The organism is Pseudomonas sp. RT4P38, from assembly GCF_054897765.1.
Map to the genome: position 1 here is coordinate 5,548,374 of NZ_CM142703.1, position 23,941 is coordinate 5,572,314.

At 58.1% G+C, this 23,941-nt stretch carries 28 protein-coding genes; 10 read left to right on the forward strand and 18 right to left on the reverse strand.

The window, feature by feature from the left end:
- The first annotated feature begins 31 nt into the window (after positions 1-31).
- The 5 genes from ACYZT7_RS25770 (at position 32) to tsaA (ending at position 3,636) form a co-directional block, all read left to right on the forward strand.
- Positions 32-505 carry a GNAT family N-acetyltransferase gene (locus ACYZT7_RS25770; protein WP_461965689.1) on the forward strand — a complete coding sequence of 158 codons (474 nt, stop codon included), beginning with the start codon at positions 32-34 and terminating at the stop codon, positions 503-505.
- A gap of 82 nt (positions 506-587) precedes the next feature.
- Complete coding sequence (locus tag ACYZT7_RS25775; RefSeq protein ID WP_010462687.1) at positions 588-1,298, forward strand: rRNA pseudouridine synthase; 711 nt, start codon at positions 588-590, stop codon at positions 1,296-1,298.
- Positions 1,299-1,373: 75 nt separating this feature from the next.
- Positions 1,374-1,844 carry a YehS family protein gene (locus ACYZT7_RS25780; RefSeq protein WP_056739223.1) on the forward strand — a complete coding sequence of 157 codons (471 nt, stop codon included), beginning with the start codon at positions 1,374-1,376 and terminating at the stop codon, positions 1,842-1,844.
- A 136-nt stretch (positions 1,845-1,980) separates the two neighbouring features.
- Positions 1,981-2,751: an SDR family oxidoreductase gene (locus tag ACYZT7_RS25785; RefSeq protein ID WP_462038730.1), complete on the forward strand. Its 771-nt coding sequence runs from the start codon at positions 1,981-1,983 to the stop codon at positions 2,749-2,751.
- Positions 2,752-2,934: 183 nt separating this feature from the next.
- On the forward strand, positions 2,935-3,636 hold the full coding sequence (tsaA, locus tag ACYZT7_RS25790; RefSeq protein ID WP_462041864.1) for a tRNA (N6-threonylcarbamoyladenosine(37)-N6)-methyltransferase TrmO: 702 nt from the start codon (positions 2,935-2,937) through the stop codon (positions 3,634-3,636).
- A gap of 90 nt (positions 3,637-3,726) precedes the next feature.
- Here tsaA and fpr read toward each other — a convergent pair whose 3' ends face one another.
- Entirely contained in the window at positions 3,727-4,506 is a 780-nt protein-coding gene (fpr, locus tag ACYZT7_RS25795) for a ferredoxin-NADP reductase (RefSeq protein ID WP_462038731.1), read from the reverse strand.
- A gap of 149 nt (positions 4,507-4,655) precedes the next feature.
- Between fpr and ACYZT7_RS25800 the strand changes: the two genes are divergently transcribed.
- Positions 4,656-5,582, forward strand: a complete 927-nt coding sequence (locus ACYZT7_RS25800) for a LysR family transcriptional regulator (RefSeq protein WP_462038732.1) — start codon at positions 4,656-4,658, stop codon at positions 5,580-5,582.
- Here ACYZT7_RS25800 and ACYZT7_RS25805 read toward each other — a convergent pair.
- The 3 genes from ACYZT7_RS25805 to ACYZT7_RS25815 form a co-directional block, all read right to left on the reverse strand.
- On the reverse strand, positions 5,579-5,941 hold the full coding sequence (locus tag ACYZT7_RS25805) for a diacylglycerol kinase (protein WP_282376914.1): 363 nt from the start codon (positions 5,939-5,941) through the stop codon (positions 5,579-5,581). The genes ACYZT7_RS25800 and ACYZT7_RS25805 overlap by 4 nt on opposite strands.
- Positions 5,942-6,017: 76 nt before the next feature.
- A complete protein-coding gene (gene erdR, locus ACYZT7_RS25810; RefSeq protein WP_282376915.1) occupies positions 6,018-6,668 on the reverse strand; it encodes a response regulator transcription factor ErdR in 651 nt (216 codons plus the stop codon).
- A gap of 210 nt (positions 6,669-6,878) precedes the next feature.
- Positions 6,879-7,637: a tRNA-uridine aminocarboxypropyltransferase gene (locus tag ACYZT7_RS25815; protein WP_462038733.1), complete on the reverse strand. Its 759-nt coding sequence runs from the start codon at positions 7,635-7,637 to the stop codon at positions 6,879-6,881.
- Positions 7,638-7,826: 189 nt separating this feature from the next.
- Between ACYZT7_RS25815 and ACYZT7_RS25820 the strand changes: the two genes are divergently transcribed.
- Positions 7,827-8,252 carry a PA3611 family quorum-sensing-regulated virulence factor gene (locus ACYZT7_RS25820; RefSeq protein WP_462038734.1) on the forward strand — a complete coding sequence of 142 codons (426 nt, stop codon included), beginning with the start codon at positions 7,827-7,829 and terminating at the stop codon, positions 8,250-8,252.
- On the opposite strand, the gene ACYZT7_RS25825 is transcribed toward ACYZT7_RS25820, so the two are convergent.
- Complete coding sequence (locus ACYZT7_RS25825) at positions 8,253-8,447, reverse strand: hypothetical protein (protein ID WP_449644957.1); 195 nt, start codon at positions 8,445-8,447, stop codon at positions 8,253-8,255.
- Between the two features lie 366 nt (positions 8,448-8,813).
- On the opposite strand from ACYZT7_RS25825, the gene ACYZT7_RS25830 reads away from it, so the two are divergent.
- Positions 8,814-9,932 carry an LOG family protein gene (locus ACYZT7_RS25830; RefSeq protein ID WP_462038735.1) on the forward strand — a complete coding sequence of 373 codons (1,119 nt, stop codon included), beginning with the start codon at positions 8,814-8,816 and terminating at the stop codon, positions 9,930-9,932.
- A gap of 42 nt (positions 9,933-9,974) precedes the next feature.
- Here ACYZT7_RS25830 and recX read toward each other — a convergent pair whose 3' ends face one another.
- The 6 genes from recX to ACYZT7_RS25860 form a co-directional block, all read right to left on the reverse strand.
- Entirely contained in the window at positions 9,975-10,442 is a 468-nt protein-coding gene (gene recX / locus ACYZT7_RS25835; RefSeq protein ID WP_462038736.1) for a recombination regulator RecX, read from the reverse strand.
- 8 nt (positions 10,443-10,450) lie between these two features.
- Complete coding sequence (recA, locus tag ACYZT7_RS25840; protein WP_150709927.1) at positions 10,451-11,503, reverse strand: recombinase RecA; 1,053 nt, start codon at positions 11,501-11,503, stop codon at positions 10,451-10,453.
- A gap of 83 nt (positions 11,504-11,586) precedes the next feature.
- Positions 11,587-12,087 (reverse strand): CinA family protein, encoded by a 501-nt coding sequence (locus ACYZT7_RS25845; protein ID WP_462038737.1) that lies wholly within the window; start codon positions 12,085-12,087, stop codon positions 11,587-11,589.
- 168 nt (positions 12,088-12,255) lie between these two features.
- A complete protein-coding gene (locus tag ACYZT7_RS25850) occupies positions 12,256-12,819 on the reverse strand; it encodes a glycoside hydrolase family 19 protein (protein WP_462038738.1) in 564 nt (187 codons plus the stop codon).
- Between the two features lie 114 nt (positions 12,820-12,933).
- The gene (locus ACYZT7_RS25855; RefSeq protein WP_462038739.1) at positions 12,934-13,281 is read right to left on the reverse strand and encodes a phage holin family protein; all 348 of its coding nucleotides are present in this window, start codon (positions 13,279-13,281) and stop codon (positions 12,934-12,936) included.
- Between the two features lie 283 nt (positions 13,282-13,564).
- On the reverse strand, positions 13,565-14,299 hold the full coding sequence (locus ACYZT7_RS25860) for a LexA family transcriptional regulator (RefSeq protein WP_282377059.1): 735 nt from the start codon (positions 14,297-14,299) through the stop codon (positions 13,565-13,567).
- Between the two features lie 211 nt (positions 14,300-14,510).
- On the opposite strand from ACYZT7_RS25860, the gene mutS reads away from it, so the two are divergent.
- Both mutS and fdxA read left to right on the forward strand, forming a co-directional pair.
- Positions 14,511-17,090, forward strand: coding sequence for a DNA mismatch repair protein MutS (mutS, locus tag ACYZT7_RS25865; protein ID WP_462038740.1), 2,580 nt, complete (start codon positions 14,511-14,513; stop codon positions 17,088-17,090).
- Between the two features lie 142 nt (positions 17,091-17,232).
- Positions 17,233-17,556, forward strand: coding sequence for a ferredoxin FdxA (gene fdxA, locus ACYZT7_RS25870; RefSeq protein WP_008154011.1), 324 nt, complete (start codon positions 17,233-17,235; stop codon positions 17,554-17,556).
- Positions 17,557-18,075: 519 nt separating this feature from the next.
- Here the strand turns inward: fdxA and ACYZT7_RS25875 are convergent.
- The 7 genes from ACYZT7_RS25875 to ispF form a co-directional block, all read right to left on the reverse strand.
- Entirely contained in the window at positions 18,076-18,798 is a 723-nt protein-coding gene (locus ACYZT7_RS25875) for a group II intron maturase-specific domain-containing protein (protein WP_462041865.1), read from the reverse strand.
- 13 nt (positions 18,799-18,811) lie between these two features.
- Positions 18,812-19,819 (reverse strand): RNA polymerase sigma factor RpoS, encoded by a 1,008-nt coding sequence (rpoS, locus tag ACYZT7_RS25880; RefSeq protein ID WP_449644935.1) that lies wholly within the window; start codon positions 19,817-19,819, stop codon positions 18,812-18,814.
- Positions 19,820-19,924: 105 nt separating this feature from the next.
- Positions 19,925-20,782, reverse strand: coding sequence for a peptidoglycan DD-metalloendopeptidase family protein (locus ACYZT7_RS25885; RefSeq protein ID WP_462038741.1), 858 nt, complete (start codon positions 20,780-20,782; stop codon positions 19,925-19,927).
- Between the two features lie 211 nt (positions 20,783-20,993).
- Positions 20,994-21,629 (reverse strand): protein-L-isoaspartate(D-aspartate) O-methyltransferase, encoded by a 636-nt coding sequence (locus ACYZT7_RS25890; protein WP_177318845.1) that lies wholly within the window; start codon positions 21,627-21,629, stop codon positions 20,994-20,996.
- A 41-nt stretch (positions 21,630-21,670) separates the two neighbouring features.
- Complete coding sequence (gene surE / locus ACYZT7_RS25895) at positions 21,671-22,420, reverse strand: 5'/3'-nucleotidase SurE (RefSeq protein WP_462038742.1); 750 nt, start codon at positions 22,418-22,420, stop codon at positions 21,671-21,673.
- Complete coding sequence (truD, locus tag ACYZT7_RS25900) at positions 22,408-23,466, reverse strand: tRNA pseudouridine(13) synthase TruD (RefSeq protein WP_462038743.1); 1,059 nt, start codon at positions 23,464-23,466, stop codon at positions 22,408-22,410. The genes surE and truD overlap by 13 nt, the downstream gene beginning before the upstream one ends.
- Positions 23,463-23,936, reverse strand: a complete 474-nt coding sequence (gene ispF, locus ACYZT7_RS25905) for a 2-C-methyl-D-erythritol 2,4-cyclodiphosphate synthase (protein ID WP_010462780.1) — start codon at positions 23,934-23,936, stop codon at positions 23,463-23,465. Before ispF ends, truD begins: the two co-directional genes overlap by 4 nt.
- Positions 23,937-23,941: the final 5 nt, after the last annotated feature.

Genomic DNA, 23,941 nt, shown 5'->3' on the forward strand with positions numbered 1-23,941 from the left:
AACAGCGAGTAAAAAGAAGGAGCAGCCGGCCATGCGCCAACATTCGGTAATCCACACGCCGAAACACAGCGACTACGTAGAACTCACTCAGGTATGGGAAGCCTCGGTACGCGCCACCCACGACTTTCTGCCGGACAGCTACATTGAACTGCTGAAGAACCTGGTGCTGACCCGCTACCTCGACGCGGTGATGCTGATCTGCACCAAAGACTCGCGCCAGCGCATCACCGGGTTTGCCGGGGTGGCTGCGGGGAAGATCGAAATGCTCTTCATCGACCCGGCTCACCGTGGCCAGGGCCTGGGCAAGCAGTTGCTGCGCTATGCCATGGAACACCTGAATGCCGATGAACTGGACGTCAACGAACAGAACCCGCAAGCCTTGGGTTTCTACTTCAAACAGGGCTTCGAAGTGATCGGTCGCTCCGAGCATGACGGCATGGGCCAGCCTTATCCGCTGCTGCACATGCGCATGAAACAGGCGAATCAGCGCGCTCAACGCGGCTAAAAGCCTTACTGCGCAAATGGACCCGCGATTAACCGGCGCCAGGCAGGTACAATGCCCACCCCTTTTTTGTTACGGCCCTGTCATGACTGACCCGATTCGTCTCTCCAAACGCCTCATCGAACTCGTCGGCTGTTCCCGTCGGGAGGCTGAGCTGTTCATCGAGGGCGGCTGGGTCACCGTGGACGGTGAAGTCATCGACGAGCCGCAGTTCAAGGTCGACACGCAAAAAGTCGAGCTTGATCCAGAAGCCAAGGCCACTGCGCCGGAGCCGGTGACCATCCTGCTGAACGTGCCCGTGGGCATGGATGCGGAAACGGCCATGGCGACGATCAGCGCCGAGACCTTGAGCGAAGAACATCGCTTCAGCAAACGTCCGCTCAAGGGCCACTTCCTGCGCCTGACCGCCAGCACCGACTTGCAGGCCAATGCCAGCGGTCTGCTGGTGTTCACCCAGGACTGGAAGATCCTGCGCAAACTCACCGCCGATTCCGCCAAAATTGAGCAAGAGTACGTGGTCGAGGTTGAAGGCGACATGGTGGCTCACGGCCTCAACCGCCTGAACCACGGCCTGACTTACAAGGGCAAGGAACTGCCGCCGGTCAAGGCCAGCTGGCAGAACGAAAACCGTCTGCGCTTTGCGATGAAGAACCCGCAACCGGGTGTGATCGCCCTGTTCTGCCAGGCCGTAGGCCTGAAGGTGGTCGCCATCCGCCGTATCCGTATTGGCGGCGTGTCCATCGGCAAAGTGCCGTTGGGCCAATGGCGTTACCTGTCCGGCAAAGAGAAGTTCTAAGACTTTTCACGCCGCCACACTTTTCGGCGCCGCTGTGTATGCGGCGCCCACTGCTGAATATCAGGATTGCACACCATGATTCATAACGACGTACTGCGCAGCGTGCGCTACATGCTCGACATCAGCGACAAGAAAGTCATCGAGATCATCAAGCTCGGCGGCATGGACGTGACCCTGGAAGACCTGGTGACGTACCTCGACAAGAAAGAGGAAGACGAGGAAGGCTTCGTACGCTGCCCGGACGAAGTCATGGCGCATTTCCTCGACGGCCTGGTGACCTTCAAGCGCGGCAAGGACGAAAGCCGTCCGCCACAGCCGATCGAAGTGCCGGTGACCAACAACATCATCCTGAAAAAGCTGCGTGTGGCCTTCGAACTGAAAGAAGACGACATGCACGCGATTCTCAAGGCGTCCGAGTTCCCGGTGTCCAAGCCTGAGCTGAGCGCGCTGTTCCGCAAATTCGGCCACACCAACTACCGTCCGTGCGGCGATCAGTTGCTGCGCAACTTCCTCAAGGGCCTGACCCTGCGCGTGCGCCCGCAGTAAGCGTCCGCCAACCTTGAGCTGCAAACCTGTAGCTCAAGGCCAGGCTGTATAGACCCTCATTCCTCGCAAAAATAGTGGCTCCGCTTCTGGCGGCTGACGACTAGGGTGTACTGACCCTCAGCTCTCAGGATTCGCCATGCACCCGTACTTTTCGCTGCAAGGCCGCACCGCTCTGGTGACCGGCGGCACCCGTGGTATCGGCAAAATGATCGCCAAGGCTTATGTCGAGGCTGGCGCCACTGTGTACGTCTGCGCCCGAGATGCCGAAGCCTGTCAACAAACGGCTGATGAGCTGGGTGCGCTCGGTCGCTGCCATGCCGTGGTGGCCAATCTCGCCACTGAAGAAGGCGTGCTTCAGTTGGCCACCCAATTGGGAGAACAGATCGCCCAGCTGGATATTCTGGTGAACAACGCTGGCACCACGTGGGGAGCACCGTTGGAGAGCTACCCGCTCAAAGGCTGGGAAAAGGTCATGCAGCTCAACGTGACCTCGGTGTTCAACTGCATTCAACAGTTTTTGCCGCTGCTGCGTAAGGCCGGTTCGCCAGCGAATCCGGCGCGGATCATCAACATCGGCTCAGTGGCCGGTATTTCGTCCTTCGGCGAACAGGCTTATGCCTACGGGCCGAGTAAAGCGGCCCTGCATCAACTCTCAAGGATTCTCGCGCGGGAGCTGGTGAGCCAGCACATCAACGTCAACGTCATCGCGCCGGGGCGTTTTCCGAGCAAGATGACTCAGCACATCGGCAATGATGAGCAGGCGTTGGCCGACGATACGGCGTTGATTCCAATGAAACGCTGGGGCCGGGAGGAAGAGATGGCGGCGCTGGCGATCAGTCTTGCGAGTACGGCCGGCGCTTACATGACCGGGAATATCATTCCGCTGGATGGCGGATTCAGCCTCTAGATCGGCGGCGCGACCATCGCGGGCAAGCCACGCTCCCACAGGATTTGTGGTGGACACAATTTTGTGTTCGCTCGAGAACCCTGTGGGAGTGAGCTTGCTCGCGATGACGGATAGACAGGCACCACCGGTCCGACGGTCGCTCGGGTTATCATGCCCGCCCTCATCCCGCCTCGACCCCAGACCATGACCTACAGCGTTTCCCCCATCGGCTTCGTGCGCTCCTGCTTCAAGGAGAAGTTCGCCATCCCGCGCCAGCCTCAACTGGCCCCGGCCGCTCGCGGCGTGCTGGAACTGGTGGCGCCGTTCGATCAGGGCGACGCAGTGCAAGGTCTGGAGCAGGTCAGCCATGTCTGGCTGCTGTTCCTGTTTCACCAGGCCCTGGAAGAAAAGCCACGACTGAAAGTCCGCCCTCCTCGCCTCGGCGGTAACAAATCCATGGGCGTGTTCGCCACCCGGGCGACGCATCGACCCAATGGCATCGGCCAGTCAGTGGTCAAACTGGACAAGGTTGAAGCCAATCGGTTGTGGATATCCGGAATCGACCTGCTGGACGGCACGCCGATTCTCGACATCAAACCCTACGTGCCTTACGCCGACATCATCGATACGGCCTCCAACAGCATCGCCAGCGCTGCGCCGCAGCTGATTCCCGTGCAGTGGACAGATTCAGCGCTGCAACAGGCTCACGGCCATGCTCAGCGCCTTGAAGAACCGCTGGTGGCGTTGATCGAGCAATGCCTGGCACAAGACCCACGTCCGGCGTACCAGATTCCTACGCCCGAACGGGAATACGGCGCACAGTTCTGGGATCTGGATGTGCGTTGGCATTACCCCGAGGCGGGTGTGATCCGCGTTCTTGAAGTCATCCCCGCTTCCAACCTGTAGCTGCCGCAGGCTCCTACAGAGATTGTATCCGGCATAAAAAACCCCCATTGCCTGCTAAGGCAATGGGGGTTTTTAAGTGATACGGTTTGCTTACTTCTCGACGAACGCACGCTCGATCAGGTAATCACCCGGCTCGCGCATCCGCGGCGAAACTTTCAGGCCGAAGCTGTTCAACACTTCGCTGGTCTCGTCGAGCATGCTCGGGCTGCCGCACAGCATGGCGCGGTCGTCCTGCGGGTTGATCGGTGGCAGGCCGATGTCGCTGAACAGCTTGCCGCTGCGCATCAGGTCGGTCAGGCGACCTTCGTTCTCGAACGGCTCGCGGGTCACGGTCGGGTAGTAGATCAACTTGTCACTCAGGGCCTCGCCGAAGAACTCATTCTGCGGCAAGTGCTCGGTGATGAATTCGCGGTAAGCGACTTCGTTGACGTAACGCACGCCGTGGCACAGGATCACTTTTTCGAAACGCTCGTAGGTTTCCGGGTCCTGGATGACGCTCATGAATGGCGCCAGACCGGTACCGGTGCTGAGCAGGTACAAATGTTTGCCAGGCTTCAAGTCATCCAGCACCAACGTGCCGGTAGGCTTTTTGCTGATGATGATCTCGTCGCCTTCCTTCAGATGCTGCAGCTGGGAAGTCAACGGACCATCAGGCACCTTGATACTGAAGAACTCGAGATGCTCTTCCCAGTTCGGGCTGGCAATCGAGTAAGCGCGCATGAGCGGCCGGCCGCTGGGCTGTTGCAGGCCGATCATCACGAACTGACCGTTCTCGAAGCGCAGGCCCGGATCGCGGGTGCACTTGAAGCTGAACAGAGTGTCGTTCCAGTGATGAACACTGAGGACACGCTCGTGGTTCATGTTGCTCATGTACGTGGGACTCCTGAGATTTTGTCTGCGCATGCTCTGCGCCTGCTCAGCGAAAAATGAGCTGATGCGCACAATTGCATCGCATTCTAATGGCAGCCACAATATCTGTTAACTGGATTATTAAGATAAGGGTTATCGGTTATATAGATATGCGATTTACTCTCCGTCAACTTCAAGTATTCGTCGCCGTCGCCCAGCAGGAAAGCGTGTCCCGTGCCGCGGGTCTGCTCAACCTCTCGCAGTCGGCGGCGAGCACCTCAATCACCGAACTGGAGCGTCAGTCCAGCTGTCAGCTGTTCGACCGCGCCGGCAAACGGCTGAGCCTCAACGCCCTCGGCAAACAGCTGCTGCCGCAAGCGGTGGCGTTGCTTGATCAGTCCAAAGAAATTGAAGACTTGCTCAATGGCAAGTCGGGATTCGGCTCTCTGGCGGTCGGCGCCACCCTGACCATCGGCAATTACCTGGCCACCTTGCTGATCGGCAGCTTCATGCAGCGCCATCCGGAAAGCCAGGTGAAGCTGCACGTGCAGAACACTGCCAACATTGTGCAGCAGGTTGCCCACTATGAAATTGATCTGGGTCTAATCGAAGGCGACTGCAGCCATCCGGACATCGAAGTGCAGAGCTGGGTCGAGGATGAGCTGGTGGTGTTCTGCGCGCCCCAGCATCCACTGGCCAAACGCGGCGCGGCGACTATGGAAGAGCTGACCCACGAAGCCTGGATTCTGCGTGAACAGGGTTCTGGCACGCGACTGACCTTTGACCAGGCCATGCGTCACCATCGCAGCTCGCTGAATATCCGACTGGAACTGGAACACACCGAAGCGATCAAGCGTGCTGTGGAGTCCGGGTTGGGGATTGGTTGCATTTCTCGCCTGGCACTGCGCGATGCATTTCGCCGTGGCAGCCTGGTGCCCGTGGAGACGCCGGATCTGGATCTGGCGCGGCAATTCTATTTCATCTGGCACAAACAGAAATATCAGACATCAGCAATGCGTGAATTTCTCGACCTGTGCCGCGCCTTCACCGCCGGGGTTCAGCGCAGCGACGAGATTGTGCTGCCCACCATCGCTTAAAGCAGAATCACCGCCCACACCAGCGCAATCATGCTCAACGCCACGAATTGAGCGGCGCTGCCCATGTCTTTCGCATTCTTGGACAGAGGATGCAATTCAAGGGAAATGCGGTCGATGGCCGCTTCCACTGCCGAATTGAGCAATTCGACGATCAACGCCAACAGGCAGACTGCAATCAGCAACGCCTGTTCGACGCGGCTGACATTCAGGAAGAACGACAGCGGGACCAATATGACGTTGAGCAACACCAGTTGCCGAAAGGCCGCTTCGCCGGTGAAGGCTGCGCGCAGGCCATCCAGGGAATAACCGGAGGCGTTAAGGATGCGTTTTAGGCCGGTTTGGCCTTTGAAAGGTGACATAAAGTAGGCAACTGACCAAGAAGGAAGTGGGAAAGCTAGATTAAGCAAAGTCAAAAAAGCGTGAACATGCAGCGCCTTAGTGGTTCGAAATTGACTCAAGTTGTTGCAGGAGCAACGCCGCCTGAGTCCGGGTCCGCACATTCAGCTTGCGAAAAATCGCTGTCACGTGGGCTTTGATCGTCGCTTCGGAAACGCTCAGTTCGTAGGCTATCTGCTTATTCAGCAAACCTTCACAGACCATGGTCAGGACACGAAACTGCTGGGGCGTGAGGCTCGCAAGGCCTTCGCTGGCGGCCTTGGCTTCGGCGGAAACGCTGACCGCCTCGAACGCCTGGGGCGGCCAGAACACATCACCATCGAGCACCGCGCGTACGGCTTTCTGGATGACGCTCAGATCACTGGACTTGGGGATGAAGCCGCTGGCGCCGAACTCACGGGACTTCACCATAATCGAAGCCTCTTCCTGGGCCGATACCATGACCACCGGAATCTGCGGATACTGACCGCGCAGCAGCACCAACCCAGAAAAACCGTAGGCCCCCGGCATGTTCAGGTCCAGCAGCACTAAATCCCAGTCGGACTTCTCGTCCAGACGGGTTTCCAACTCGGCAATGCTCGCTACTTCCACCAGACGGACTTCGGGGCCCAGTCCCAGAGTCAACGCTTGATGCAGGGCGCTACGAAAAAGAGGGTGGTCATCGGCAATCAGGATTTCGTATGTGGCCATTTTTCAAATGATCCTGTTTTTCAAACAACTCGAGGTGCAGCCACGGAGCTGCACCAACAGGGCACGTTCAACGCCAATAACGTGGCTATTCACGCAAAGAATACGGCGTATCAAACTTCGGCCGCGCCCTAATCGGCGCCAAGCATGCCCAGCGAAGCCGGGGTGGTCAAGGTGCATGGCCTGTCCCGTTCCTTGCAGTATGGGCGACTCTCAGCTCGGGGCAGGCGCTGCGTTCTCAACGAAGGGCATCAGCTCAGCATGTGCCGGCGTTGAAACGTTCATTTCAAGCTGATGTTTGGCGTCGAGGTAATGTTGGCTGAACACGTCGAAATAAGCGTCCAGCGCCGACGCCGCCTCGGTATCGCCCGCAAGATCGAGACACAGCGCCGCCACCTCGGCCGTGCACAAATGCTCGCTGCGGGTCGACCTGCGCAACCGGTACCGCGACAGCTTCTCGGGCAACAGGCTCAGGATCGGCAACGCATCAAAATACGGGCTCTTGCGGAAAATCTTCCGGGCTTCGGTCCAGGTCGCGTCGAGCAGAATGAACAGTGGTCGCTTGGTGCTATCGGCTTCGACGGTGTTCGTCACTCGCTCAGGCTCGACGTATTCACCTGGAAAGACCAGATACGGTTGCCATTGCGGGTCGGCCAGCAACGCCAGCAACTGCGGATCAGTTTCCGTGCGTGACCAGATAAATGCATGGTTGTCGCGCACCACGTCGGCGATCAGCCAACCGGTGTTGCTCGGCTTGAACACTTCCTTGTTGGTCATGATCAGGCACACGCCAGAGCGGGCCTCGACCTGCGGGCGCCAGGCGCACAGACAGTGGCTCTCGATCACGCGGCAGGCTCGGCAACGCGGCGCCCTCCAGCCTCGGGCCTGAATCGGCTTGATACCCTCTTCCTCTCGCTCATCGCGCAAGCGGGCTACTGCGTTTGCAGCAAAGCGTGGGGTTGCAGGGCTCATCGCAGGCAACGCCGGCTGGGGAAGAAAATCGACACGAAAAACACTCGGCAAGACAGAAAGTGGCGGCAGTTTATCAGAGCAGCCGGCGCAAGCCTGTACCGTCCAGGCCTCGTCCCCTATAATTCGCCGCCACTGAACGCACAGTCATGTGACGGGTCGAACCACCAGTCACTGAACCAGGAGAGTTTCATGCTGCGCCTTATCGTCCCCACCGCTGCCATTTTGCTGGCGTCGTCCTTCAGCGCTCAAGCTGCTTCCTTGAGTGAGCAGAATCTCAACAGAGAGCTGCGAAACGTCGCCACACAAAGCAGTGCTGGCACTCCACGGGCGATCAACGAAGACATTCTTGATCAGGGATACACCGTCGAAGGCAACACGCTGATCAATCATCTGAGCGTACAAAGCAGCCACGCCAACAAGATGCGTGCCGACCCGAAAGCCGTGTATTTCCAGCTGGGCGCTTCTGTGTGCAACAACCCATCGTTCCGCAAGCTGATGGCCAAGGGCGCGGTCATGCGTTACGACTTCACTGAGGTGAAGACCAACCGCTCAGTCGGCTCCGCCAGCTATCAGGAATCGGATTGCCCAAAAGCGGCTCCGGCCAAGAAGAAGTAATCAATGGGAATTGGCGCGCCGCTGTTCATCCTCGGCGCGCAGTTCTGCCACCAGCGCCTGCAAGTAACGTGAACGCCGGTCGGCCCCCTCCAGACGCCGGCAGCACTCCTCTTCGAGACTCACATGATTGGTCTCGGCCGATGACTTCAGTAATCGATACAGTTGCGTATCGATCTCCAGAATGACTCTGGCCATCGCTTCCCGCCTCCTTGCACCTCGCCCATGCTTGAGCGATAAAATCCTTGAACCGCTTGTACCGTGCGCCCTGCCTTTGACGCAAAGTTGTCGTGTCATACCTGTCATTTAGTAAATCAGACTATCGCACACGCGGACTGCGGTCAGACGAGCGGTGAAAGCACCTTGCAAATCGCCAATAAGCGGTTGCCAGGAAAGGTTTTACGGCGCAATGATCAAGTCAGCGAAAATCTCTGCGAGGGTCTAGATTCATAGTGTTCACGTTCACTTTTCAGGGCAGGAAGGGGGCCGCCCATTACACGTCTTGTTGTGCGAATGTTTCCTTCATCCAAGGGAAAAACAGAGCCTGTACGGAAGGAGAAGTTGATGCCTTACCAACCGAATGACCTCCTGAGCCGTCATTTTGAAGAAAGCGGCCACGACCTCATCAGCAAGGTCGAAGAGCAACTCAACCTGGTTTCACCCAACAGCCCGAACATCCCGATCTACCGCGACATGATCCTGACCGTGCTACGCATGGCCCAGGAAGATCACAACCGCTGGAATGCCAAGATCACCTTGCAAGCCCTACGCGAACTGGAACATGCCTTCCGTGCGCTGGAACAGTTCAGGGGGCGCCGCAAGGTCACCGTTTTTGGCTCGGCCCGAACACCGATAGAACATCCTTTATACGGTCTGGCCCGGGAGCTTGGCGCCGCACTGGCGCGCTCAGACCTGATGGTTATCACCGGTGCCGGTGGCGGCATCATGGCGGCGGCTCACGAAGGTGCCGGCCTGGCACACAGCCTGGGATTCAATATCACCCTGCCCTTCGAGCAGCATGCCAATCCCACCGTGAATGGCACCACCAACCTGCTACCTTTTCACTTCTTCTTTACCCGCAAGCTGTTCTTCGTCAAGGAAGCCGATGCGCTCGTCCTGTGCCCTGGCGGTTTCGGTACCCTGGATGAAGCCCTGGAAGTGCTGACTCTGATCCAGACCGGTAAAAGCCCGCTAGTGCCCGTGATACTGCTGGACGCTCCCGGCGGCAAGTTCTGGCAAGGTGCGTTGGACTTCATTCACCATCAACTGGAGGAAAATCGCTACATCCTGCCGACCGATATGAAGCTCGTGAGCCTGGTCTATAGCGCGGAAGAGGCTGTGGAGCAGATCAACCAGTTCTACGGCAACTTCCACTCCAGCCGCTGGCTCAAGCATCAGTTCGTGATTCGCATGAATCACAAACTAAGCGACCAGGCGCTCGAACACATGCAGGAGGCATTTGCCGACCTGTGTCTGAGCGATCATTTCCATCAACATGCCTACAGCGGTGAGGAACACGACGAACCGCAGTTCAGCCACCTGGCGCGACTAGCCTTCACCTTCAATGCGCGTGATCATGGTCGTCTGCGGGAACTGGTGGATTACATCAACCTGTCGGAAAACTGGGCGCAGTCCAAACCCCAGGAGCAACAGCGCACGCGGGAACCGTCCAAGGTTACGTAGGCAAAAAAAACGGCCCGCTATCGAAATAGCGAGCCGTTTCAGTCAATCGTCCATCCCTCGGCCGCTGAACAAGCGGCTGATCATTTCCATGGAATATCCCCGATAACTCAGGAACCTGCCCTGTTTGGCACGCTCCCGGACGTCTATCGGTAAATGCCCGGAAAACTTTCGCCGCCAGGTGTCCTCCAGTTGTTCCTGCCAGTTGATACCGCTCTCGCGCAAAGCGAGCTCGATGTCGGTACGTTGCAGGCCGCGCTGGCTCAACTCTTCACGAATTCGCAAAGGGCCATAACCGGAGCGGGCACGGTAAGACACAAAGCTTTCAAGATAACGGGACTCGGACAGCAGACCTTCTTCCGTCAAACGGTCGAGTGCCGTGTCGATCATTTCAGGGAGGGCGCCGCGTTGACGCAGTTTACGCGTCAACTCGACTCGACCGTGCTCGCGTCTCGCGAGCAGGTCCATTGCGGTTCGCCGCACCGCGACGAGTGTATCGAGTACGGCGGTCATCGGATCAATCAGATATCAGCGTCAGCCAGGTCATCAGCAGTCTCTTTGACTGGCGATGCTTTGACGTCCGGTGCTGGAGTCAGCAACTTGTCGCGCAGCTGCTTCTCAAGTTTCTTGGCGATTTCCGGGTTGTCTGCCAGGAACTTGGCCGAGTTGGCCTTGCCCTGACCGATCTTGGTGCCTTCGTAGGCATACCAGGCACCGGACTTCTCAACGAAACCGTGCAGCACGCCGAGGTCGATCATCTCGCCATTGAGGTAGATACCCTTGCCGTAAAGAATCTGGAACTCGGCCTGACGGAACGGCGAAGCGACCTTGTTCTTCACAACCTTGACGCGGGTTTCGCTACCAACAACTTCATCACCTTCTTTCACCGCGCCGGTACGACGGATGTCCAGACGAACCGAAGCGTAGAACTTCAGCGCGTTACCACCGGTGGTGGTTTCCGGACTGCCGAACATCACGCCGATTTTCATACGGATCTGGTTGATGAAGATAACCAGGCAGTTGGCGTTCTTGATGTTACCGGTGATTTTACGCAGCGCCTGGGACATCAGACGGGCTTGCAGGCCCACGTGCATGTCACCCATTTCGCCTTCGATTTCAGCTTTTGGAACCAGAGCGGCCACGGAGTCGACAATGATCACGTCAACCGCGTTGGAACGCACCAGCATGTCGGTGATTTCCAGGGCTTGCTCGCCGGTGTCCGGCTGCGAAACCAGCAGGTCGTCGACATTGACGCCCAGTTTGCCGGCATATTCAGGGTCGAGGGCGTGTTCGGCGTCGACGAATGCGCAGGTCGCGCCAGCTTTTTGAGCCTGGGCGATCACCGACAGTGTCAGCGTGGTTTTACCGGAGGATTCGGGACCGTAGATTTCAACGATACGGCCTTTTGGCAGACCGCCAATGCCGAGCGCGATGTCCAGACCCAGAGAGCCAGTGGAGATAGCCGGGATCGCCTGACGGTCCTGATCGCCCATACGCATTACGGCACCCTTGCCGAATTGACGTTCGATCTGACCCAGGGCCGCAGCCAAGGCTTTCTTCTTGTTGTCGTCCATTAAAGTCCTCACGTAATCAATAAGGCCTGACGGCCAACACCTGTATAAGTAGCCAGTATTATTCCACAGCGTTTCAGGATCGCCTACCCCTGATTTGAGATTTCTCCAGCGGCATGGCGCAGCAGGCCCTCTAGCGCGGCCTTCACCGTTTGTCGGCGGACCTCGTCACGACTACCGGGAAAGTGCTGCACCTCGCTGAACAGTTGCTCGCCAACGCCCCAGGCCAGCCACACGGTGCCCACCGGCTTGCTCGGCGAACCGCCATCCGGCCCCGCCACACCGCTGACCGCCACGGCAAAACGCGCCTGGCATTTTTCCTGCGCGCCTCGGACCATGGCCTCGACCACCTCGCGACTGACCGCCCCCACGGTAGAAAACAAATCGACCGGGACATTCAATTGCTGGGTTTTCTGGCGGTTGGAGTAGGTGACATAACCGGCCTCGAACCACGCTGAGCTGCCCGGAATCCGGGTGATCGCCTCGCTGATCCCGCCGCCGGTACAGGACTCGGCGGCAGTGACGTGGGCATTGAGAACCTGCAAACGCCTGCCAAGTTCAGCGGCCAGTTGGGTGATTTCTTTCACGGTCATCTCCTGAGCAAGCGGAATGAGAACTACCGTACACGAGCGGATAACGCTTGCAAGGCGCAGGATCGATCAAAATGTTAGCGAAGCGCCAAGACAGCAACACCGGGCCACCAACCAACACAACCAGCAATACAACAACACCTTTCGCTCGGTAAGACGCTGGAGTCAAACCAAAGGCTGGCATAACTCCGCCCTCGCCCGTGCCCAGAGCTGCAGACGGTCTTGCAGCCCGTTCAGACCGCCATTGATCCGACGGGTGATGCGGTTGAACTGGTCACGGTCGGCCAGTTCGTTGAGGCCGTTTTGCTTCCAGAACCAGGCAGCTGATTCGGCTGCCCACTGCGGCTTTTCGAGTAACTCGGGTTGATTCAGAAGTCGCTCATCGCCAAATAGCGCCAAGCTGCACTGTCGGTAGTTGTTGCGACCAGTGACCTGGATAAGGCCACGGCCGCGAAATTGTTGACCGTCACCGTCGGGCTCTGACGTATTACCCAAACGAGCGGCCAGCGCTCCGGTATCGTATTTGCTCACATACTGCTCGCTGCCCAGTTCGCGCGAATACTGCAATTGCCCGGACTCATGACCGACTTGTGCCAGGAAGGCGGCGATGCGTTTGGGCGTATTGATGCTGTAGTCCGCCATGGCGGTGTTGAGAGCGGAAATGAAAACGCCCACTTGGGTGCGGGCATTCGGCATAACGTTCTGTAGCTGTTGTCGTGTAATGGTCATGATGCCCCCTGAAACCGACGAGAGTCCTGAAAGTTACTACCCATGAAAAACCCGCATCCTTGCAGGTCGGATGCCGGTCGGCACCGCTGTTCGCCAATCCATTGGACTTTGTGTTCAGTGATCCTGGCCGGTATCTCGCGACGGCACTTCGCAAACGCCAATCCGCTTGGCTGCCCAGCGCTCATAAAGACCAATGGCAACGTCCGCCCCTGCCATCGCCGTGAGGCAACCGAACGCGCAAGCCGTCCAGATCGACACGCCGGCGGCATACAGCAGCATGATGACCGAGCCCCCGCAGACCACGCAGGCCCCGGATCGCAAGGCCAGACGTCGCAGCAATGACCAGCCGCGAGCGCCTTCCTTGTCGGCGCGCCACATTTCGCCAGACACCCCACCCACCAGGGCGAGAACCATGACCAGCCAGATCGGCATGTCCAGCAACGCCTGTTGCTCGATTGTCATGTCACACCTCCTGGGGGTGATTGATGAATGATGCGTATGCATCTTTCAAACGGTGTCTCTTGCCTTTTTTTGTGGAACTAAAGAGCTTCGTTTCGGGCTGCTTTGTTGAGCGGCTTGAGACAAAGAATATGCATGGATGCATATACAGTCAATGCATATCTGCATTTATTTAGACGAAACTAATGCGTTAATGCATTGAAACCCGTAAGCAATGGCCGTTGGTAGCTTTCGTCAGGCGAAAAAAAAACCGCTCGGTGGCGGGTTTTATCTGACAGCGTTGAGGTTAACGGGCGTACATGCCCCACCAGAAGACGTGACCGAGGATGACAATCTGCTCTTCCTGGATTTCCTGAAAGGTGTAGTCCTCGTCCGGGTGTTCATCGCGATTGAAGCTGCGCAGGCGTATCCCGGTAGGCAGGCGATAAAGCTGTTTCACCCGCAGCTGCCCGTTGTGGTTAATGGCGTAAAGGTCGCCATCCACGATATCGCCGATCCCGCACTTGCCGGCATTCACGCCGACCGTGGCGCCGTCGCGCAGTACCGGCAACATACTGTTGCCGCGCACTGTCACGCATTTGGCCTGATCGAACTGAACGCCGTTGTGGCGCAGACTCCGCTTGCCAAAGCGCAGGCTAGAGCGCTCGCTCTCTTCGATGACGAATCTTCCTGATCCTGCAGCCAATTCAACCTCGCGAAGAAAGGGGACGGATACCTCGTCATCATCGACGGGCGTATCGTCGTCCCACAGACTTATGTCCTTGAGTTCCGAATGCAATTGATCGCGCCCGGTGTTGGCTGCCGGCGCGACATCCGCACGGCCCCGCAACTGGTCGGTGCTCACGGCGAAGTACTCGGCGATCTTCGAGATGTGTTTATCCGAGGGATCGACGATCTTCCCGCTGAGGATCCGGGAGAGAGTGGATTGAGGCACGCCGGTGCGCCGGTGAAGCTCCGTGGGGGAGATCCCGTGCTGATCGAGCAGTGCTCTTAAGACGGTAGAAACATTGCGTTTTTGCATAACGCGCATAGTGCTTGATCTTTTTGCGCAAAACAATTGCCAAACTGCATAGATAGCGCATGAGTGGTGCATAGACAGAAGAAATGCATGGCGGGGCTTTCATGCCTGCGTCGGGTGGACCGCCCATGTTAACCTTGCGCCCATCGCGGAAAAGCCGGGCCGATGCCCCTCCTTTGCCCTACACCTTTCAACGAATTTGCCTGATTATCCGATGAATAAAGCACTCTCCGATCTGTCCTCGCACACGCCAATGATGCAACAGTACTGGCGCCTGAAGAACCAGCACCCTGATCAGCTGATGTTCTACCGAATGGGCGATTTCTACGAGATCTTCTATGAAGACGCGAAGAAAGCCGCCAAGTTGCTGGACATCACCCTGACCGCCCGTGGACAGTCGGCTGGACAGGCGATTCCGATGTGTGGGATTCCTTACCACGCCGCGGAAGGCTACCTGGCGAAACTGGTCAAGCTCGGCGAGTCGGTGGTGATCTGTGAGCAGGTCGGTGACCCGGCCACGAGCAAAGGGCCGGTGGATCGTCAGGTGGTGCGAATCATCACGCCCGGTACGGTCAGTGATGAAGCGCTGCTGGATGAGCGTCGGGATAACCTGATCGCGGCGGTGCTGGGTGACGAGCGCCTGTTCGGTCTCGCCGTGCTGGACATCACCAGCGGCAACTTTACCGTGCTGGAAATCAAGGGCTGGGAGAATCTGCTGGCAGAACTGGAGCGGGTCAATCCAGTGGAACTGATGATCCCGGATGACTGGCCGAAGGATTTACCGGCGGAGAAACGTCGTGGGGTTCGTCGCCGTGCGCCGTGGGATTTCGAACGTGATTCGGCGCTGAAAAGTCTTTGCCAGCAGTTTTCCACCCAGGACCTAAAAGGTTTCGGCTGCGAGAACCTGACCCTGGCCATCGGCGCCGCGGGCTGCCTGCTCAGCTACGCCAAAGAAACCCAGCGCACTGCCCTGCCACATTTGCGCAGCCTGCGGCATGAACGTCTGGACGACACAGTTGTGCTGGACGGCGCGAGCCGTCGCAACCTGGAACTGGACACTAACCTGGCTGGCGGTCGCGACAACACGTTGCAATCGGTGGTCGACCGCTGCCAGACCGCCATGGGCAGCCGCCTGCTGACCCGCTGGCTGAACCGTCCGCTGCGGGATCTGACCGTATTGCTGGCGCGCCAGACCTCGATCACCTGCCTGCTCGACGGTTACCGCTTCGAAAAACTGCAACCGCAGCTCAAGGAAATCGGCGACATCGAGCGGATCCTCGCGCGGATCGGCCTGCGCAATGCCCGCCCTCGTGACCTGGCTCGCCTGCGCGATGCGCTCGGTGCATTGCCTGAGTTACAAGTGGCGATGACCGAGCTGGAAGCTCCGCACATCATTCAACTGGCGAAGACCACCAGCACCTACCCGGAACTGGCGGCCCTGTTGGAAAAAGCCATCATCGACAACCCTCCGGCCGTCATCCGTGACGGTGGTGTATTGAAAACCGGTTACGACGCCGAACTGGACGATTTGCAATCGCTCAGCGAAAACGCCGGGCAGTTTTTGATCGACCTCGAAGCCCGTGAGAAGGCCCGCACCGGCCTGTCTCACCTGAAAGTCGGTTACAACCGCATTCATGGCTACTTCATCGAGTTGCCGAGCAAGCAGGCCGAATCGGCACCGGCAGACTATATCCGTCGCCAGACGTTGAAAGGTGCCGAGCGCTTCATTACGCCGGAACTGAAGGCGTTCGAAGACAAGGCGCTGTCGGCGAAGAGCCGCGCCCTGGCGCGCGAGAAGATGCTCTACGAAGCACTGCTCGAAGATTTGATCGCCCAGTTGCCACCGCTGCAGGACACCGCCGCGGCACTGGCCGAGTTGGACGTGCTGAGCAACCTTGCCGAACGTGCGCTGAACCTCGATTTGAACTGCCCGCGCTTCGTCAGTGAGCCGTGCATGCGCATCAGCCAGGGTCGTCACCCGGTGGTCGAGCAAGTGCTGACCACGCCGTTCGTGGCCAACGACCTGAGCCTCGACGACAACACCCGCATGCTGGTGATCACCGGTCCGAACATGGGCGGTAAATCCACCTACATGCGCCAGACTGCTCTGATCGTGTTGCTGGCCCACATCGGCAGCTTCGTACCGGCAGCCAGTTGCGAGTTGTCTCTGGTAGACCGGATCTTTACCCGGATCGGTTCCAGCGATGACCTGGCCGGCGGGCGCTCGACCTTCATGGTCGAAATGAGCGAAACCGCGAATATTTTGCACAACGCCACCGAGCGCAGCCTGGTGCTGATGGACGAAGTCGGTCGTGGCACCAGCACCTTTGACGGACTGTCCCTGGCGTGGGCCGCGGCCGAACGCCTTGCGCATCTGCGGGCTTATACGCTGTTCGCTACCCACTACTTCGAGTTGACCGTGTTGCCGGAAGCCCAACCGCTGGTGGCGAACGTGCACCTCAATGCCACTGAGCACAACGAACGCATCGTGTTCCTGCACCACGTGCTGCCAGGGCCTGCCAGCCAGAGCTACGGCCTTGCGGTTGCGCAGTTGGCCGGTGTGCCGAGCGAAGTGATCGTGCGCGCTCGCGAACACCTGGGCCGGCTGGAAGCGACCGCCCTGCCTCATGAAGCTCCCAAGACTGCCAAAGGCAAACCGGACGCGCCGCAGCAGAGCGACATGTTCGCCAGCCTGCCGCATCCGGTGCTGGATGATCTGGCCAAACTTGATCTGGACGACATGACACCGCGTCGCGCGCTCGAAATGCTCTATACACTAAAGACACGGATCTAACGCACTTGCCTGCAAGCTGTTAGAATCTCGCGCGGTTTGGGATGCTGCTGGCTTATAGCCTGACCAGCAGACTATCGCTCCCAAACCTGGCGACCCCAACGTGAAGGGGCTCCGCTGCCGCCGCCTGAGGAGAAAATTAGAAATGACCTTCGTCGTCACCGACAACTGCATCAAGTGCAAGTACACCGACTGCGTAGAAGTGTGTCCGGTGGACTGCTTTTACGAAGGCCCGAACTTCCTGGTGATTCACCCGGATGAGTGCATCGACTGCGCACTGTGCGAACCAGAATGCCCAGCCGTGGCCATCTTCTCCGAAGATGAAGTCCCGGAAGACATGCAACAATTTATTCAGCTGAACGTTGAGCTGGCGGAAATCTGGCCCAACATCACCGAGAAGAAAGAATCGTTGCCCGATGCCGAAGAGTGGGATGGCGTCAAAGGCAAGATCAAAGACCTCGAACGCTGATTACCCCCGCGTTCTCGAAAAGGCCCCTTGTGGGCCTTTTTGCTTTTCTGCAGGCAAAAAAAGGGGCGGTATGACCCGCCCACATTTTTTCCCTATTCCCTGTGTTCCTTTTCATCGTCCTGATGAATCGCTTCCTGCGATATCCTTTCCCCTCATCCTTGAAGGGCGTGTCTGTCCGTCGACACAGTTCAGATACTAGAGAGTTCCCTACCAAGAGCAATTGCCCCGGATAGTTAAAACTGCCTGTCATACGTTGTTCATCTAAAAATATAATCATATAAATCAACAAGTTAATCTTTTCTCACGTAAGAATATATACGACTGCTACTCATGGAGTTAGCGAACACTTACGAAAGAGTAAGCAAACACTTACAGCGAGAGACTACAAAACAGAGGCGATTAGAGAGGGAACTCACAACCTTTCTCTCAGGATCGGCATAGGGGACGGTCTTCATAGACCGTACCCCTGCCACACCACCCGGCATGCGGGTCCGCACCGGGAGGTTCGAGAGATTGAGGTCAGGAGAGGCGTGGTAGTCCCAGGCTGTCGAACCACGCAATATCAAGCACGCGGTTCATTTCCATACGACTGTTACGCCACCAGCTGCGCGAGTTTCCCGCAACTCTGCGTGCGCTTTCTTCGCGTGCACCCAGTGCTCGTAACTCTCTGTAGATCGTCGTTCCACGCTTCCAGTGTTTGAGTTGGATGGCTCGCAGTCGATGTCGTATCCATTCATCCAGCTCTCGCCAGATTCTCGGGACTTGCGACAACCCAAAGTAAGCTTTCCAACCCAACAGGTAAGGCCGCAAGCCGTTTACGACTTGCTGCATGCTACGACCGCCTGAGCGTCGGGTGCATTCGCGTATCCGCTGCTTGAACCGCTTCTGCGCTTTAAATGAGACGGCTCGTTTGGTTTCGCCTTGGCAGGACCAAAAGGCATACCCCAGAAACTTACGGCCAAACGCACTCGCCACCGCACTCTTGCTCTCGTTGACGCTCAACCGCTGCCCTGCCTTGCGACTGCGAACATACACATTCGCGTCATCGGCATAGCGCACAAAGCAATGACCTCGATGCTCAAGCTCCCGATCCACTTCATCCAGCAGCACGTTCGCCAGTAACGGCGACAGCGGGCCGCCTTGCGGCGCCCCGCACAAGGTGGGACTTTCACCCACAAGATTGCGCCCATGCTGGGCGCACCAATAAAAAACCCCGAACCAGTCGGGGCTTCCTAATGCCAGCCAGCAAAATTACTTATTGAAACAGCGACTCGCTCGACAGGCCATTCTTCTCGAGAATCTCCCGAAGACGCTTCAGGCCTTCAACCTGAATCTGTCTGACCCGCTCCCGGGTCAGGCCAATCTCCAGGCCTACATCTTCAAGCGTGCTGCTCTCGTGACCGCGCAGGCCGAAGCGGCGTATCACCACTTCACGTTGCTTGTCGGTCAGCTCCGAGAGCCATTGATCGATGCTCTGGGACAGGTCGTCATCCTGCAACAGTTCACATGGATCGGTTGGACGGTCATCGGTAAGGGTGTCCAGCAGGGTTTTATCCGAATCCGGACCCAGCGAGACGTCGACCGAAGAAACCCGCTCGTTCAGGCCGAGCATGCGCTTGACCTCTCCCACTGGTTTTTCCAACAGGTTGGCGATTTCTTCGGGTGAGGGTTCGTGATCGAGTTTTTGAGTCAGCTCCCGTGCAGCCCGCAGGTACACGTTGAGCTCTTTGACCACATGAATCGGCAACCGGATGGTCCGGGTCTGATTCATGATCGCGCGCTCGATGGTCTGACGAATCCACCAGGTCGCGTAGGTCGAAAAGCGGAAGCCACGTTCGGGGTCGAACTTCTCTACTGCCCGGATAAGACCGAGGTTGCCCTCTTCGATCAGGTCCAGCAGCGACAGACCACGATTGACGTAACGCCGGGCGATTTTCACCACCAGCCGCAGGTTGCTTTCAATCATGCGTTTGCGCCCAGCCGGATCTCCACTTTGCGACAAGCGCGCAAAATGAACTTCTTCTTCGGGGGACAGCAGAGGGGAAAAGCCAATCTCATTGAGGTACAGCTGCGTGGCATCGAGTGCACGCGTGTAGTCAATGTACTTGTGTTGCTTTAACGAGGCGGAGTTTTTGGATTTGGCACGAACGGAAGGTGGAGCAGCCCCTTCATCATTCGACATCGAATCCGTACCGATGCCGGTCTCCATCAGGAGAACCTCATCGTCGATGTCAAACTCCGGCACTTCTTTACTGAGAGCCATTGTTATAGTCCTTTGGTGAGTTCGACCTCAGGCTCAAGCGGCGCCTTTATCCTTGGCAACGCTGGAGCCTGTTCCCTCTACGTGAAGAAACAGGCTGGAAAGCGATCAACGACGTGGCAGGAACTGCAGCGGATCTACGGGTTTACCTTGCCGGCGAATCTCAAAATGCAGCTTCACCCGGTCTGTTCCCGTTGACCCCATTTCGGCAATTGTCTGTCCGACCTTGACCTGCTGCCCCTCCCGAACCAACAGCCTGCGGTTATGTCCGTAGGCACTGACGTAGGTATCGCTGTGTTTGATGATGACTAATTCGCCGTAGCCCCTTAAGCCACTCCCGGCGTATACCACCGTCCCATCAGACGCAGCTAAAACAGGCTGTCCCAAATCCCCGGCGATATCAATTCCTTTATTCAAACTCCCGTTTGAAGAGAATTTACCAATGAGAATGCCATTAGATGGCCATCCCCAGCCGGTCGGGGCCGGACCGGCAGGAGGCATCGGAGCAGGGGTCGGCTTGCTGGCGACGGACGGTGCAACCACTGCTGTGCTGGTGGTTGCGCCATTCGTCTGGCGCCGGATAACCGTGGTTTTCAGCGACGAAGAAGGCGTTGAATCGGTGGAGCTGGCCACCGGCGTCGGCGTTGAACCGGTTCGACCGTCAAAGCGAATCGTCTGACCCGGATGGATCGTGTAAGGCGTAGGAATGTTGTTGCGTGCCGCGAGGGCTTTGTAGTCCCAGCCGTAGCGAAAAGCAATGGAGAACAAGGTGTCTTTAGGTCGGACGACGTATTGACCCGTGGTCACTGCCGGACGCTGGGCGACGGTATTGTTGCGATCGACGACGCGCACATCACTCGACTTGTTGCTGGAGCAACCTACCAGCAAGGTGCTCAAAACAAAGCCAGTCACCAGGCGCTGAAAGCTCGTTTTACCCATTCGCTGCGCAATGACTGTGAGACTCACCCGCCGCTCCCTTTGTGGTGGCTGAAAATGTGGATTGCCGTGTTCCGGCATGAAATGTCGCAAGTATAACGGGCCGTGCAGGCTTTACCTTTAATGAAGCGAAAGGGCTTCGCGCACACGTTTGCTGCCTGACGATGAATCCCGTTTAACTGATCGGTGCCGCTGTAAGACAGGAGCAATCGAAGAGAATTCAGCGCGCTGAAACAAATGCTCAGGCGAGCGGCCCATTGAGTAACGGAACGAAGCGAACAGCCCCCAGAACACGCCTGGAAAAGCCCTGCTCTTCCCGGATGATCAGCATCAATTGTTGAACCTCCCCCGATCCGACCGGGATCACCAGCCGCCCTCCCGGCGCCAATTGATCAAGCAGCGCCTGAGGTACATCGGTCGCCACTGCGGTCACGATAATGCCGTTGTACGGCGCCAGTGCCGGCCAGCCTTCCCAACCATCGCCCCAGCGGAACACCACGTTGCGCAGGTTCAGTTCCACCAGGCGCTCCTTGGCCCGATCCTGCAAAACCTTGATGCGTTCGACCGAAAATACCCGTTCGACCAGTTGCGACAGCACCGCCGTCTGGTAGCCCGAACCGGTGCCGATTTCCATCACCTTGTCGAGAGGACCTGCCTCCAGCAGCAGCTCGCTCATGCGAGCCACCATATAAGGCTGGGAGATGGTCTGGTTATGCCCAATCGGCAGCGCAGTATCTTCGTAAGCGCGATGGGCCAGCGCCTCGTCGACGAACAGGTGACGCGGCGTACGGCGGATGACTTCCAGCACCTTGGCGTTGGAAATCCCCTCCTCATAAAGCCGCTGAATAAGGCGCTCGCGAGTCCGCTGAGAGGTCATGCCGATGCCGCGACGCAGCATATCGTCTTGTTCACGACCCATTAGTGCAGCCCCTCCAGCCAGCCATCGAGACTTCTGAAGGCATCATTGAAGGTGCGATCCAGTTGTAGTGGAGTGATTGAAACATAGCCCTGCATCACCGCATGGAAATCGGTGCCCGGGCCGCCGTCTTCAGCATCGCCCGCCGCCGCAATCCAGTAACCGGATTTACCGCGCGGATCGACCACTTTCATCGGCGCTGCAGCACGTGCGCGATGCCCGAGGCGGGTCAGCTGAATACCGCGGATGTGGTCCAGCGGCAAATTGGGAATGTTCACGTTCAGTACCGTACGCGGTGGCAGTTCAAGGTCCGCGTGAGCCTCTACCAGTTTGCGCGCAAAGTACGCGGCTGTGGGAAGGTTCTCCACTTGCCGTGAGGCCAACGAAAAGGCAAACGAAGGAAGCGCCAGGAAACGTCCCTCAAGGGCCGCCGCCACGGTGCCGGAATACAACACGTCATCACCCAGGTTGGCGCCCAGGTTGATGCCCGAAACCACCATGTCCGGCTCGCGTTCCAGCAAGCCATTGAGGCCCAGGTGCACACAATCGGTCGGTGTGCCATTGAGGCTGATAAAGCCGTTGGCCAGGGTTTGCGGGTGTAACGGACGGTCGAGCGTCAGCGAGCTGCTGGCGCCGCTTTTGTCTTGGTCCGGGGCGATAACCACGCATTCGGTGTAATCCGCCAGCGCAGCATAAAGCGCGGCGAGACCGGGTGCGGTTACCCCATCGTCGTTAGAAATCAGAATACGCATGAGCTGTCCGTCTGCCCCACCGGCACCAGATCAACGAGCTCGCGCACCAATACAGTGGCGAAGCATCCGGCCGGGAGGACGAATTCCAGTTGCAGAATGTCAGGCTCGGGATAATGCCACGTCAACCCACCAATGGGCAGCCGCAGGATGCGACGTTCGTGGCTCATTCCGGCGTTAATCAACCAATCACGCAAGTCCGCTTCGCGAGTGGCGATTGCCTGCTCCAGTTCATGGACAGCGCCAGTCGCCGGCGAGTCACCTTCGCCCCACTGCGGACCGGTCGGGTGCAGATCGAGAATCGCCAGACGCGGGTCGCTGCATTCCGCTTCACCGGCTGGAAAAAAGCTGCGGCTATCGGTGAAGGCCAGAAGATCGCCGACCTGAGCACGCTGCCAGCTGCCATCGGCGACACGCGCCGCCAACACCTGATTAAACAGAAAACTGCGCGCCGTAGAGAGCAGACGCGAACGCACGTTGCGCTGCTCCGGCAAGGCTTTACGCGCCGCCCATGCGCGGGCATCGACCACGTTGCCGCCGTCAAACCCAAAACGCTGGGCACCGAAATAATTGGGAATACCTTGCTTGGCGATCAGTTGCAGACGCTCCTCGATCGCCGCTTTGTCGCCCGCGAATTGCGTCAGTCGCAACGTGAAGCCATTGGCCGAGTGGGCACCGCGTTGCAGCTTGCGCTTGTGCCGACCGGTCTTGAGGATTTTCAGCGTATCGTTTTGCGCCGCCGACAGATCAGGATCAGCCTTGCCCGGCAGCTGCACGCTGAACCACTGGCGAGTCAGCGCCTGACGATCCTTGAGGCCCGCGTAACTGACGGTGCGCAATGGCACGCCCGCGGCCTTGGCGATCCGCCGTGCCGCTTCTTCGGTATTCAGACCGCGCTTTTCCACCCAGATCCACAAGTGTTCGCCGTCGCCACTGAGGGGGATATTGAGCACTTCGTCGACCTGAAAATCTTCCGCCGTGGCTTTCAGTACCGCGGTGCCGAGAGCGTCACCATAGGCCCGCGGGCCGAGCAATTGCGCCTCGTTCATGCGCGCAGCAACAAGGCAACGGAATGCACGGCAATGCCTTCTTCGCGACCGACAAAGCCGAGCTTTTCGGTGGTGGTAGCTTTCACGTTCACTTGATCCAACTCAACTTGAAGATCCGCGGCAATCAGCGCGCGCATCGATTCGATATGCGGGGCCATTTTCGGGGCTTGGGCGACGATGGTGTTATCGACGTTGCCGACTTTCCAGCCCTTGGCGTGGATCAGTGCGACGACATGACGCAACAGCACACGGCTGTCGGCGCCCTTGAATGTCGGGTCGGTGTCCGGGAAATGCTTGCCGATATCACCCAGCGCAGCGGCGCCGAGCAAGGCATCGCTCAAGGCGTGCAGCAGGACGTCACCGTCGGAGTGAGCGAGCAGCCCGAAGCCGTGTGCAATGCGCACGCCGCCCAGAGTAATGAAATCGCCTTCAGCGAAACGGTGCACATCATAGCCGTGGCCAATACGCATAAAAA

Excerpts from the sequence above, each read along its gene's own strand:
- ACYZT7_RS25770 (WP_461965689.1), top strand. The coding sequence starts at position 32 with ATGCGCCAACATTCGGTAATCCACACGCCGAAACACAGCGACTACGTA.
- ACYZT7_RS25775 (WP_010462687.1), top strand. The coding sequence starts at position 588 with ATGACTGACCCGATTCGTCTCTCCAAACGCCTCATCGAACTCGTCGGC.
- ACYZT7_RS25780 (WP_056739223.1), top strand. The coding sequence starts at position 1,374 with ATGATTCATAACGACGTACTGCGCAGCGTGCGCTACATGCTCGACATC.
- ACYZT7_RS25785 (WP_462038730.1), top strand. The coding sequence starts at position 1,981 with ATGCACCCGTACTTTTCGCTGCAAGGCCGCACCGCTCTGGTGACCGGC.
- tsaA (WP_462041864.1), top strand. The coding sequence starts at position 2,935 with ATGACCTACAGCGTTTCCCCCATCGGCTTCGTGCGCTCCTGCTTCAAG.
- fpr (WP_462038731.1), bottom strand. The coding sequence starts at position 4,506 with ATGAGCAACATGAACCACGAGCGTGTCCTCAGTGTTCATCACTGGAAC.
- ACYZT7_RS25800 (WP_462038732.1), top strand. The coding sequence starts at position 4,656 with ATGCGATTTACTCTCCGTCAACTTCAAGTATTCGTCGCCGTCGCCCAG.
- ACYZT7_RS25805 (WP_282376914.1), bottom strand. The coding sequence starts at position 5,941 with ATGTCACCTTTCAAAGGCCAAACCGGCCTAAAACGCATCCTTAACGCC.
- erdR (WP_282376915.1), bottom strand. The coding sequence starts at position 6,668 with ATGGCCACATACGAAATCCTGATTGCCGATGACCACCCTCTTTTTCGT.
- ACYZT7_RS25815 (WP_462038733.1), bottom strand. The coding sequence starts at position 7,637 with ATGAGCCCTGCAACCCCACGCTTTGCTGCAAACGCAGTAGCCCGCTTG.
- ACYZT7_RS25820 (WP_462038734.1), top strand. The coding sequence starts at position 7,827 with ATGCTGCGCCTTATCGTCCCCACCGCTGCCATTTTGCTGGCGTCGTCC.
- ACYZT7_RS25825 (WP_449644957.1), bottom strand. The coding sequence starts at position 8,447 with ATGGCCAGAGTCATTCTGGAGATCGATACGCAACTGTATCGATTACTG.
- ACYZT7_RS25830 (WP_462038735.1), top strand. The coding sequence starts at position 8,814 with ATGCCTTACCAACCGAATGACCTCCTGAGCCGTCATTTTGAAGAAAGC.
- recX (WP_462038736.1), bottom strand. The coding sequence starts at position 10,442 with ATGACCGCCGTACTCGATACACTCGTCGCGGTGCGGCGAACCGCAATG.
- recA (WP_150709927.1), bottom strand. The coding sequence starts at position 11,503 with ATGGACGACAACAAGAAGAAAGCCTTGGCTGCGGCCCTGGGTCAGATC.
- ACYZT7_RS25850 (WP_462038738.1), bottom strand. The coding sequence starts at position 12,819 with ATGACCATTACACGACAACAGCTACAGAACGTTATGCCGAATGCCCGC.
- ACYZT7_RS25855 (WP_462038739.1), bottom strand. The coding sequence starts at position 13,281 with ATGACAATCGAGCAACAGGCGTTGCTGGACATGCCGATCTGGCTGGTC.
- ACYZT7_RS25860 (WP_282377059.1), bottom strand. The coding sequence starts at position 14,299 with ATGCAAAAACGCAATGTTTCTACCGTCTTAAGAGCACTGCTCGATCAG.
- mutS (WP_462038740.1), top strand. The coding sequence starts at position 14,511 with ATGAATAAAGCACTCTCCGATCTGTCCTCGCACACGCCAATGATGCAA.
- fdxA (WP_008154011.1), top strand. The coding sequence starts at position 17,233 with ATGACCTTCGTCGTCACCGACAACTGCATCAAGTGCAAGTACACCGAC.
- rpoS (WP_449644935.1), bottom strand. The coding sequence starts at position 19,819 with ATGGCTCTCAGTAAAGAAGTGCCGGAGTTTGACATCGACGATGAGGTT.
- ACYZT7_RS25890 (WP_177318845.1), bottom strand. The coding sequence starts at position 21,629 with ATGACCTCTCAGCGGACTCGCGAGCGCCTTATTCAGCGGCTTTATGAG.
- surE (WP_462038742.1), bottom strand. The coding sequence starts at position 22,420 with ATGCGTATTCTGATTTCTAACGACGATGGGGTAACCGCACCCGGTCTC.
- truD (WP_462038743.1), bottom strand. The coding sequence starts at position 23,466 with ATGAACGAGGCGCAATTGCTCGGCCCGCGGGCCTATGGTGACGCTCTC.
- ispF (WP_010462780.1), bottom strand. The coding sequence starts at position 23,936 with ATGCGTATTGGCCACGGCTATGATGTGCACCGTTTCGCTGAAGGCGAT.